Below are 11,436 nucleotides of genomic sequence, written 5' to 3'. Positions count from 1 at the left end.
CGTTTAAGAAGCAGAGACAATGCGTTTTAATTCAGTTGTGATCGCTACGACATCATTAAAAGTTAAATTCATATGCATAGGTAATGAAATAATTTCGTTACTAGCTGCCGTTGACTTCGGAAAGTCACTTAACTCTCGCTTGTAAGGTCCATATTCAATATTAGAGCTGTAATGAACGCCAGGATATATCTGTGCGTCATTTAATTTCTGTAAAACCGAATCTCTATTTTGAACACGAATTTGTATTAAATGATGAGAAGACTCACAGTCTCCCGAAACCGGAACGACAGTCAAACCATCACAATCTTTTAGTTCACTACGATACCAAGATGCCAACTGCCTTCTAAAAGCGTTATCTCTGTCTAAATATTTCAAACCTACAAGTGCTAAACCAGCCATAATAGAATTACCATGATACTTATAGCCTATTTCATCGACATCATACCGCCATTTATAAGCCCCTTTGTTCGCAGATCGAGCGAAGGTGTCTTTATCAATACCTAACCATGATAATTTTCGAGCTCGTTTGTCCAATGCTTCATCTTGGAAGCAAATCATTCCGGAATCAGCAGTTGGTAAATTTTTTACTGCTTGAAAACTAAAAACAGAAACGTCGGCATCGAATCCAGCATGATTTCCATTAATTCTAGTGCCAGCCATATGAGCGGCATCTAAGACCAACTTGATATTGTGCTTCGTACAAAGTTCTCTAATACGATTATACTGCCCCGCATTACCACCTATGCCAACAAAAATTAACGCTTTGGTTTTACTTGTTATGGCTTTTTCAACACTCTCAGGGCACAAGCATAGATATTCATCGACATCAGCAAACACAGGCTTCATATCCGCATAAAGAATTGCATGATTTGTCGAGATGAAGGTTAGTGGTGTAGTAATGACTTCATCATCATTGTCCCAGCCGTTTTCTCTCTTGAAAATCTCTAGAGCTAAATGAAGACCAGCGGTAGCAGAAGACAAGAAGTGAGCATAAGGCAGCTTCGTATATTCTTTCCATTTTTCTTCTATTTCTTGAGTTTTAAAGCCTAGACCAGTCCAACCTTTTTCAAGGCATTCACGAACCTCTTCTAGACATTCTTCAACACGGAAATTCGGGGTAAACAATTGTATCGACATTTTTCTCTCACTTAAAATATGGGGCCGCAGCAAAAGTTAGCCCATTAGTATCTTTCGCTGACAATAGTATTTCAGAGTCTAACTTCGGCCAATTAATACCTATATCTTGATCATTATATAAGATTGAATACTCATCTTTAGGAGCGTAAAACTCCGTTGCTTTATATAAAACTTCAGTTTCATCTTCTAATACGACGAAACCATGCGCAAACCCGGGCGGTACCCAAATTAAGTTCTTATTTTCGCTACTTAAAGTTACTCCATACCATTGACCAAATGTACTAGAGCACCTTCTTAAATCAACCGCTACATCAAACACACTTCCCTTGATTACGCGCACTAACTTACCTTGAGGTGAATTCAATTGATAATGCAGCCCTCTAAGCACTCCTTTTTGAGACTTAGAGTGATTATCCTGTTTAAAAGTGACCTTGTATCCAACTAATTCGTTGAATACTTTCTCGTTATAGCTTTCAAAGAAAAAACCTCTATCATCACCAAAAACCGTCGATTCAAACAGGGCAACATCACCAAGTGCTTTCTCTACAAGTTTCATTTTCCGTCCCTTAGTAAACTTTGAAGATAAAGCCCGTACGTACTACTTTTTATCTTTGAAGCGATTTGTTCAACCTGCTCTTTGGTTATCCAACCATTGTGAAGAGCAATTTCTTCTAAACAAGCAATTTTTAGTCCTTGCCGATGCTCAATCGTTTGCACAAACTGTCCAGCTTCAAGTAATGACTCATGCGTACCTGTATCGAGCCAAGCAAATCCTCTTCCAAGTAAACTTACGTTGAGATCACCTCTACTTAGGTAAGCTTTGTTTACATCGGTAATTTCGAGTTCACCCCTCGCGGAAGGCTTCAACCCCTTTGCTATGGAAATGACATCATTGTCATAAAAGTATAAACCTGTCACTGCGTAATGTGACTTGGGAGACTGAGGTTTCTCTTCAATCGATAGAACTTTACCATTAACATCAAAATCAACAACTCCAAAGCGTTCAGGATCAGTTACGTGATAGCCAAAAATGGTAGCTCCTGTAGTGGTTTGAGTCGCTAACTTCAATTTATCGGAAAAATGCTGGCCATAAAAAATATTATCGCCAAGAACCAAAGCGACATTATCGTTGCCTATAAACTCTTCACCTATGATGAATGCTTGCGCTAATCCATCTGGACTGGGCTGTACTTTGTAATCAATGGCTAAACCAAACTGACTACCGTTGCCTAAAAGGTTTTTATAGGCAGACAGATCACTTTCAGTGGTAATAACTAAAATATCCCGAATACCCGCAAGCATTAGCACAGATAAAGGGTAATAAATCATCGGTTTGTCATAAATAGGTAATAACTGTTTCGATACTCCAAGAGTTATGGGAAACAATCGAGACCCCGTTCCTCCAGCTAAGATTATCCCTTTATACTTACTCAAACCGTTTTATCTCCTAGTCTACTTAGTTCATATTTATGGTTAAGAACGTCTGACCACCACCATGAATTCTCTAAATACCACTGAACTGTTTTTTCGATTCCAGTCTCAAAAGATTCTATTGGCGACCAGTTTAGTTCTTTTGCAATTTTTGAAGCGTCTATCGCATATCGAATGTCATGACCCGGACGATCCTTAACAAATTCTATTAACTCAGAATAATTACCAATCCCATTTGGCTTCTCAGGCTTTAATCGCTCTAATACTTCACAAATCTTTTTTACTACTTCTAAATTTGTCTTTTCATTGTGACCGCCGATATTGTAAGTACTGTTTAACTTGCCATTTTTGAACACGGTAAAAAGTGCTCGAGCATGGTCTTCAACATACAACCAATCTCGAACTTGCGATCCATCACCATACACTGGAATCGGCTTACCAAAAACAGCATTTAGAATGACATGTGGGATCAACTTTTCGGGAAAGTGATAAGGGCCATAATTATTCGAACAGTTTGTTACGACTATCGGCAATCCATAACTTCGCCCCCATGCCCGGACCAAATGATCAGAAGCCGCTTTAGATGCAGAATATGGAGAGCTAGGGTCGTAGCTTGTCTCTTCAGTAAATAGCAACCCACTATCTGCTAAGTCACCATAAACTTCATCAGTAGAGACATGATGAAACTTAAACGTTTTTTTCAACTCTTCCGTTAAAGTACTAAAGTATTTTCTGGCGGCCTTTAATAACTGGAAGGTTCCTACAATGTTAGTATCTATAAACGCATCAGGAGCATCCAAACTCCGATCAACATGGCTTTCAGCGGCTAGGTGTATGATTCCTGTTGGCTGTTGCTGCTCTAAAATCTGGTCTAAAAGCTCACTATTGCAAATATCTCCCTTTACAAATTGATAAAGGCTGTTGCCTTCGACTTCTTTAAGAGAGTTTAAATTGCCAGCGTAAGTAAGCTTGTCTAGATTAATGACCGATATCTTTTCTTCTAATACCAAATATCTTATGAGAGCGGAGCCAATAAACCCTGCTCCCCCAGTGACTAATACTTTCATTTAATCCTACTTCAAATTATAGAGTGAACTATTTAGATTGTTCTCGTCGAAAGACGCCATAAAGAATTGCAGTAAAAACAGCAAACATGCCACCTAAGAATGTTGAAATAACAACAATAACGGCTCGCTTTGGTCGAGTTCTCTCTTCAGCCACTTTCGCACTACTAATCGTTTTTAATACATATTCATCACTAACATCTGCAAGCATTAATGTCTTTGACTGTTGTTCTAATAACTGATAAAAAATAGTTCTCATTTCAGCGATATTGGTTTCAGAAATTTGTTTTTCTAAATAACTAATTTTATTTCGCGCTTCTTTTTCATCAACTTCGCGCATGTAGTCATTAATGTCTTTAATAATTAAATCGACCCATTTTTTAGCAATATCAGGTGATTCGTGCTCAATCGAAATTTCAATAAAGCTGCTATTTTTGTCTTCAGCAACATTAATATGCAGCAAGAATTCAGCATAGAGAATCCAGCTAGAGGGAGGTGCTTCGGCATACTCTCCTTTCCACTTACCCGACTCACTATCGTAAACATCAGGGTTATATATAACTTTGCGAGTGTTTTTGTTCCACTTCTCAACGGCTAAAAGATCTTTTGCTAAATCATGTTTTTCAACAAAAGTTTCGATATAACCCCAAGTCGTTAAGACCTTAAGAGCAATATCAACTTTATCATCATTTCCGCCGCCACCAAGATCAATCCCAGCTATTGAAGCTAATCCTCCAAATTGACCGGCAATTTTAGACATAGAGTCACCAGCTTGGGAGTTTGGAGCAACGATTGCAGTTGAAGTATAGATAGGAGTTGCCAGAAGCGAGTAGGTTACCGAAAACGCAGCAAATAATACTACAACGACACTTATATACCACTTATATTGGAAAACTATTTTAATTAAATCCAACAACTCAATTTGCTTTTCTTCTAAGACGCTATTTTTAGTCATCCAATTATCTCTCTTATCTAAGCTGCAACCCTACTGTCAGACAGCTATCCGTTTTTAGGTCTTAAAACTTATACTTCCACTCAATGCCTAACGACTGTTTGTCTAAGGCACCTAGATTACTTATCACTTGCTCATCTCTAAAAATTCCCGTGTAGGTAAACTCGCCATATCCAGAGGTTTTCCAGTTCCATCGAACAATTATTTCAGAAAATTCCAGTTCGTTCGAAGAAACATAATTTCCACCTACTCCTGGGCGATCTTCATTATCCTGATTGATATTTAAATTAGAAAGTCGTATGACGAATTTTCCATAGTCTGTAGACTCATAAATCATCGAGAGGTGCTTTCCTACAGAATCGTTATCCAGAGTTGAGCCTATCGAACGGTCACGATAACGGTAACCAGTACTGTAAATAGAGTGCTCGTAGAGAACATTGTAACCTGTGAATGGTATACTAGGGTCATTACCATCTCCATCAACACTCGTATCAATAACTTCAAAATTTACGGTGATTGGGCTATCGTTAAATAGCAAAGGAAAACTTGCACCATACATCCAAGACTTTTTCGAAGGCATGTATCCGGCCTCATCTTCTCCAACGGTTTGAAAATATAAAGCTCCTGGAATCGATGTGAGTGGCCTCCAAGTTACGTCAATTCCCGCTAACTGATTTCCCGGTTCAGAAAACTCATCATCGCAGGTTAAGTTGCCTTCATCGCAGTTATCTAAACCAATTAACAAATCAGTAAACGAGTCGAAATTCTCGGGTCGACCGTCGCCTCCCCATTGTGCAGTTCGTCTTAAGCCAATCTCCAAACTTTGAAGTGGTTTAAAGGAAAGACTTAAACCTAAAAGTTTTGCATCATTGACCACTCGACTATCATCTAACATCCCAACAAACGAAGTTAAAGTCCAAGGTCCCATCCAACTTAACAAAGGCGTTTCAAATGGCTCAGAATAATTTCGTTGAAACATAAACGCAGGTGTTGGCTTGGCATTATTCGACATAATAATAGAATGTTGATAACCAGGCCCCCACCACTTCTCAATCTGTCCGATAGAAAATATCCAGTTTCCAGCAATGGCCGAAAAATAACTTCCATCAAATCGTTTGTCGTCTCCATCAATCGAGTCTGGAGATAAAGTTACTTCTAGATTCCACGCAAAATTATTGCTCATTCCGGTGACTCGCGTTGACAACTCTCTTTCACCTCTGGCCGAGTCACCAAAATATCGAAACATTTGATTTTCTTGCGAGACATTTGCGCGAATTTCAGAGTAATTGCTGTTTTTACCGGTTTCACTTCTGCCTTTACGCAGCACTCGAAAGTAAGTTGTATGATATTGTTCAGAAATATTATTTAATTTAACTTCACTCAAATCTTTGAGTATAGGCCCCCATGTTAACGGATAAGTTGAAACAGGAGATTTAATCACGCCTATATTCGCAAGAGTTTCAATATCCGCTCTTAGCCAAGCATCGTCGGTCTTGATGAAAGGCTCAGTTCGACCTGTTAGCGGCACACCAGTCAAAGTTAACCATAAACACATTAAGAAAAGTTTTTTCATAATCCCTAAAAATATCTAGTTTAATTAAGATTTAGTTAATCACTATTAAGTTTAAATTACAGTCGACTGATTGCTGCAGCTCCAAGTGCAAGCTGATAAATTATTTGACTGACTTGCGTCCACAGTGCTAGGTCATTAGTAGCATTAACATCCAGTGGAACTACGATCGTATCGCCAGGCTCAATTTCAACGCCAATCGCGTTAACCCAACCGGATCGGTAAGGGAGAACAACTGATCCATCTGCTTTGACGATATAAATTCGCTCATCATCAGATTTGTCAGTTTCACCTCCACTACGCTGAATGTATTCTTCAAAGGTTAAATAAGGGTCGAACAAATGCGAAGTTGGGTATTGAACCTCACCAACAACACTAACCTCCTGTCGGAATGCAGGTACAACTAAACTATCTCCGTCTTTTAAAATAACATCTTCAGACTTGCCGTTTAGAATCGACTCCATGTCAATAACCAGTCGTCCTAGAGCTTCTGTTGAGCCTAAGTTTTCAGAAAGCTGTTCAAGAGACGATAAATTTGCACTCTTGCCTACGTTAGACTGTTCTAACTGTGAGTTGGCAATATCGGCTTTCAGCTTTTCTTGAAGTTGTTGTAACTGTTTTTCTTCTCTTTCTTTTAATTCCGCTCGAGTAAATAACACAGCTTCAATATGAGCAAAATCAGAAAAGCCTCCAACACGTTTCATTAAATCGCGAAGCGTTTCTCCTTTTTTAATTCGGTAGACGCCCGGAAACTTCACCTCTCCTCTGACTTCAACAGTAGCAAACTCTCTGTATTCTGGTCTTTGGCGAACGTTGAGTACGTCTCGAGACTGCAGTTTAAATTGGTTATTCGTATCAGTTAGGTCAATAAAATGATGCTCGACTTTGGTATTTTCAGGATCGGCAAGAGAAATTCGGGTCACTTCACTGTTAAGGGAGTAGGCTGACTCTGCTAACCCCCCAGCCATTTCAATTAGCTCCCTTGCATTCATATTTACGGCCAATGGATAACGACCTGGAAAACGAACTAACCCTGATACCGACACTAACTTAGCACTGTGCCCTGCAGAAGCTTGCTTTTCTAATGCTTCAATTAAGGCCTCTAGCTGTTCATTGCGCTCTTCAGTAAAGCCGAGAACAATTAGTTCATCTTGAGGCTGTAGAACAGTATCAAAATTAGAACCTTTCTTTGCCATGGCTTGGTTGAGATTAACTACCTCTATGGTCAAGGTTCTTAACGGCAAAGTTTCTCGTACTAAAATGGCGCTATTTAACTGAGGGAGTGACTTTAAAGTATCAAGCGATCGCACAAGATCAGATACCCGTAACCCAGAACGCCAGGCCATTTGTTTTGGTCGATACACATGACCCGATAATTTAACCACACCGCGGCGCACTTCAACGCGTTGCTGAATGATCAAGGTATCGCCAGATTTGACCTTAACACTGGAAGATTGTGGCTGGTCAACTTGTAATGAAGTCGTAAACCCATTGTCGTCAATACGGGAAATTTGAGCTTCTTTAGAAAAGGCCGTTGCACTTAAACCTCCGGCTATTGCAACAGCTTCCTTAACGGTCGTTTCATTTTTCAATTCGTAAATTGCAGGACGTTTAACCGCGCCATCAACGGTGACGGTTGTACCAACAGGTGGAATGTAAATCACATCGCCGGGCATTAAGCGAGCATCATCACGTGTGTCACCTTTTAATAACAAATCATACAAATCGAGCGATGAAATGAGTTTGCCTTGACGTTTTAGTTGGATATTTCTAAGTGAGCCAATGTCATTAACACCACCACTCACAAATAACGCATTGGTCATGGTTGAAAGGGACGATACCGTGTAAGCGCCCGGTTTATAGACTTCACCCAAAACAAACACCTGAATCGAACGTAATTCACCCAGAGTGATACTCGCCTCTACCCCGATCATTTGTTGGTTTACGCGGCTTTTAAGCAGTTCTCGCGCAGCATCAAAAGTCAGGCCGGTCACCATAATCGGCCCCAACTCCGGGAAAGAAACCTGACCATTTCGGTCAACGGCTAGTGTCAATAGCTGATTGTTTTTGCCCAGCAATTGAACTTGAAAGGTATCACCCGGGCCAATTACATAGTTTGTAGGAACCGGTACATTTAAATTTGGAGTAAAAGTTTCGGGTTCGCCGGCAAATAACTCATAGCCGAAGGGTTTGACAGGCTCTTTCTCTTCAACTTGCTCTTGCTCCTGAAGTTGCTCAATCACTTTGGCTAATTGCTCTGGCGTCATTGCGGCAATTTGCTCTGGAGTAAACAACGACAGTGGGTTGTGCTGCTCCGCCGGTATCAGCAGTTGCTGTTCAGCTTGAGTCGATTTTCTCGCCGACAACTGAGTCAATTTATCACCTTCTGCAGACAAGCCGGCAGTCGCCGAGGTGTTACTTAGTTGTGTACATAAAGAATCCAGATCATAACCCGCCGCTTTCGCCATTTGTTTTTGTTGAGCGGTCGCATTAGCACACATCTGCTTTGCTTGTGATAGATCAACCGACGCTTGCGCTGCAGAACCGTTAACAAGGGAGAAACAAGATAGGAATAAAAATCCGATTTTAATAAATTTCATCATCTTTCGTCTTATTGTTTTGGTAAAGCTTTGGGCAATAAGTATACCCCAGCCATGCTTTAGACACGCTACCGCCCCTGATTTCAGGCTATCAGAGTGCCTAAAAGTGTGAAACACTTCTCAAAATTTGGTCGCTATTGTAAAGAAAGTCGACTTAATTTGAAATGAAAAATTCAATATTTTCTCGACCATTGTTCAATAATTAACCCTTGAAAATAGAGCCTCTAAAGGTTAGTGCTTACTTCTTTTAGGCTAACAGATAAACGTTGAGTCTTGCCTAAAATATTCAGCAGTAAAATAACTCTCTCTTCACCGTCGAGAGACTCAAAGATTGCTTGGATTCCTGCAAAGGGGCCGTCCACTAGACGTACCTTTTCACCCGCCTTTGGTAATTGCGAGTCAACGGTTTGGCTTGAAGCGCGACTCGAAACCCGGGTCTGAATTTCTTCGATGACTTTGGGCGAAACCTTTGCTGGCTGTCCGTTAAAGCGCACGTAGTCACGGACACCACGCGTCGAACGCACCGATGCAACAGGCTGGTGTTTGCTGCTAGCCACAAATACATACCCCGGAAACATCGGCTCTTCTCGGCAAACTCTTTTGCCACGGTTAACTCTCTCAACTAACAATTGAGGAGCAAAAACGTCTAAAGATTGGTTTTGGAGGTGCTCTATTGCTCGAGTTTCTTGTTTAGGTTTCGTCGCCACGAGGAACCATTGCCGCTCTTGACAGTCTTGTTCGACCATAAGGGCTCCTTTTACTTCGAGCTTGAAATGATGGCTGAGTGAGCTTCAGCAGCACGGTTAGCCGCGGTGGCTTGCTCTAAAACCTGAAAAAAATGCAGATTCTTCTGATTCAAACTATCAATCAGTCCACTCACGCCCTTATCTTCGATTGTTCCTTGATAAAAGTCCCGTTTCATATAGGTGTAACGAATCCCTTGAAAACGAATATCACGAAACAGCCACTGGCCATCCTTTTTAGCGATGCTGATATCGACAGGAATATCTGGAGCATAATCGAGCACAATATTTATTCTTAGCCATCCTTTATCTTCAGCTTTGTTGAGACTAACGTCCGTCAACTCAACCGGTTGACCATCATAATACGAATAGGCTTCTAAGAAGTAACGCAACATAGTGGTTCGGAAAGCTTGGTTCAACGCTACTTTGTCATTAGATGCTATCGACTCCCAATGGGTTCGACCTATCATAGCCAATAAGGTTGCATCAATGTCCCAGTGATTCAAAATGTACTCTTCAGCCAGCGGGACTAAGGTGTCTAAATTTTTATAGTTTTCAGGGTTTTCCCGAAGTTTTGAGAATACTTCGTTTAAACGCTGATCAAAAAAGGCTTTCGGAGTTTGCTCCGCAATCAACAATGAAGGCGTGAAAATCAATATAAGAAGCAACGTTTTTAGAATCAAATTACGCATAAGTTCTCTGTCTATATCAATGAGAGACTGACGGGTATTTTCGGTCTCTAAAACTGCGGCGAATTGTACCACAAAGTCTTAAATAATAGGTGGTTAATTCACCCATAATTACCTGACACGCTTAGAAGTCAGTGATCAGCAAAAGTTCTGATTTGGCAGCAAACTCTGGGTATTCTTGGTTCGAATTGTGACTGATTAATCAAAGGTTAAAGAAACATCTAAATTGGCAATAGTGAGTGGTTATTTTTACTGGGCTTTTGAAAACACAGGAACGAGCGAGTAAGTTCGGGTTCCGAGCCACGAAAGTCTGTCGCCAGCAGGCGAAACCTGCAATTAAGGATTAGCGCTTACATTTAAGTTGCAAATCGCGTTTCGCCCGAAGGCGACTCACTTTTATCTCGAGCGATAAAAGTAAGCAAAAACGCAATGGTTTTCCGCGACTTTGAGTCAGCCTGTGACTGAACAACTCGACTGCGGACGGCGGCATGGAAGCCGGCGTCAATCGGCTCCGCTCAGGACGAGCGTAGACGATGGCGCAACAAGAGATGTGAAGACACAGGGTACCCGCAAAGGCTGACTCACAGGAGCACAGATTTTTTTCAGTCTTTTGTATCGCCTGACAAAAGACTGTCGCCAGCAGGCGAAACCTGCAATTAAGGATTAGCGCTTACATTTAAGTTGCAAATCGCATTTCGCCCGACGGCGACCTTCTTTGGCAGGAGCACCAAAGAAGGCAAAATGCCCTCCGCTCCAATGACTAGCCCTTCGGGTACCGAGTGTCAACAGCCCTCTTTCGGTCACCGTTCACTAGGCTCTTCCTGAGCCGAGCGAACTTGAAGCAACTTCCCTGTTGCTTCATTACCGCGAGGTCTATCGTCACTCGCTGCGTCACAGTCGCTTTACTCAACCTCAACATAGAACGCATTCTTCCGCGACTTTGAGTCAGCCTGTGACTGAACATCTCGACTGCGGACGGCAGCATGGATGCCGGCGTCAATCGGCTCCGCTCAGGACGAGCGTAGACGATGGCGCAACAAGAGATGTGAAGACACAGGGTACCCGCAGGGCTGACTCACAGGAGCACAGATTTTTTCCGGGCTTTTGTATCGTCTGACAAAAGGCCGTCGCCAGCAGGCGAAACCTGCAATCAAAGATCAGCGTTTAAATTAAAAGTCGCGTTTCGCCCGACGGCGACCTTCTTTGGCAAGAGCACCAAAGAAGGCAAAGTGCCCTCCGCTCCAGTGACT

General features: G+C 41.5%; 9 protein-coding genes. All 9 read right to left on the bottom strand.

Going from position 1 to position 11,436, the window contains the following annotated elements:
- Positions 1-3: 3 nt before the first annotated feature.
- The 9 genes from Q9312_RS18905 to Q9312_RS18865 all read right to left on the bottom strand — a co-directional run bounded on the left by Q9312_RS18905 (position 4) and on the right by Q9312_RS18865 (position 10,189).
- Entirely contained in the window at positions 4-1,137 is a 1,134-nt protein-coding gene (locus tag Q9312_RS18905; protein ID WP_309202419.1) for a DegT/DnrJ/EryC1/StrS family aminotransferase, read from the bottom strand.
- Positions 1,138-1,144: 7 nt separating this feature from the next.
- Positions 1,145-1,693: a dTDP-4-dehydrorhamnose 3,5-epimerase gene (rfbC, locus tag Q9312_RS18900; protein WP_309202418.1), complete on the bottom strand. Its 549-nt coding sequence runs from the start codon at positions 1,691-1,693 to the stop codon at positions 1,145-1,147.
- A complete protein-coding gene (rfbA, locus tag Q9312_RS18895) occupies positions 1,690-2,571 on the bottom strand; it encodes a glucose-1-phosphate thymidylyltransferase RfbA (RefSeq protein ID WP_309202417.1) in 882 nt (293 codons plus the stop codon). Before rfbA ends, rfbC begins: the two co-directional genes overlap by 4 nt.
- The gene (gene rfbB, locus Q9312_RS18890) at positions 2,568-3,635 is read right to left on the bottom strand and encodes a dTDP-glucose 4,6-dehydratase (RefSeq protein WP_309202416.1); all 1,068 of its coding nucleotides are present in this window, start codon (positions 3,633-3,635) and stop codon (positions 2,568-2,570) included. Before rfbB ends, rfbA begins: the two co-directional genes overlap by 4 nt.
- Before the next feature lie 28 nt (positions 3,636-3,663).
- Positions 3,664-4,587 carry a Wzz/FepE/Etk N-terminal domain-containing protein gene (locus Q9312_RS18885; protein ID WP_309202415.1) on the bottom strand — a complete coding sequence of 308 codons (924 nt, stop codon included), beginning with the start codon at positions 4,585-4,587 and terminating at the stop codon, positions 3,664-3,666.
- Positions 4,588-4,648: 61 nt separating this feature from the next.
- Complete coding sequence (locus tag Q9312_RS18880; protein ID WP_309202414.1) at positions 4,649-6,157, bottom strand: capsule assembly Wzi family protein; 1,509 nt, start codon at positions 6,155-6,157, stop codon at positions 4,649-4,651.
- A gap of 56 nt (positions 6,158-6,213) precedes the next feature.
- The gene (locus Q9312_RS18875) at positions 6,214-8,757 is read right to left on the bottom strand and encodes an SLBB domain-containing protein (RefSeq protein ID WP_309202413.1); all 2,544 of its coding nucleotides are present in this window, start codon (positions 8,755-8,757) and stop codon (positions 6,214-6,216) included.
- Between the two features lie 221 nt (positions 8,758-8,978).
- Positions 8,979-9,500 carry a transcription/translation regulatory transformer protein RfaH gene (gene rfaH, locus Q9312_RS18870; RefSeq protein ID WP_309202412.1) on the bottom strand — a complete coding sequence of 174 codons (522 nt, stop codon included), beginning with the start codon at positions 9,498-9,500 and terminating at the stop codon, positions 8,979-8,981.
- Between the two features lie 11 nt (positions 9,501-9,511).
- Complete coding sequence (locus Q9312_RS18865; RefSeq protein ID WP_309202410.1) at positions 9,512-10,189, bottom strand: MlaC/ttg2D family ABC transporter substrate-binding protein; 678 nt, start codon at positions 10,187-10,189, stop codon at positions 9,512-9,514.
- Positions 10,190-11,436 lie beyond the last annotated feature (1,247 nt).

Origin of the sequence: Pleionea litopenaei (assembly GCF_031198435.1) — a bacterium.
In the GTDB taxonomy this organism is placed as follows: Bacteria; Pseudomonadota; Gammaproteobacteria; order Enterobacterales; family Kangiellaceae; genus Pleionea; species Pleionea litopenaei.
The sequence above is the reverse complement of the archived record's forward strand: the minus strand, read 5'-3'. Positions and strand labels throughout refer to the sequence as shown.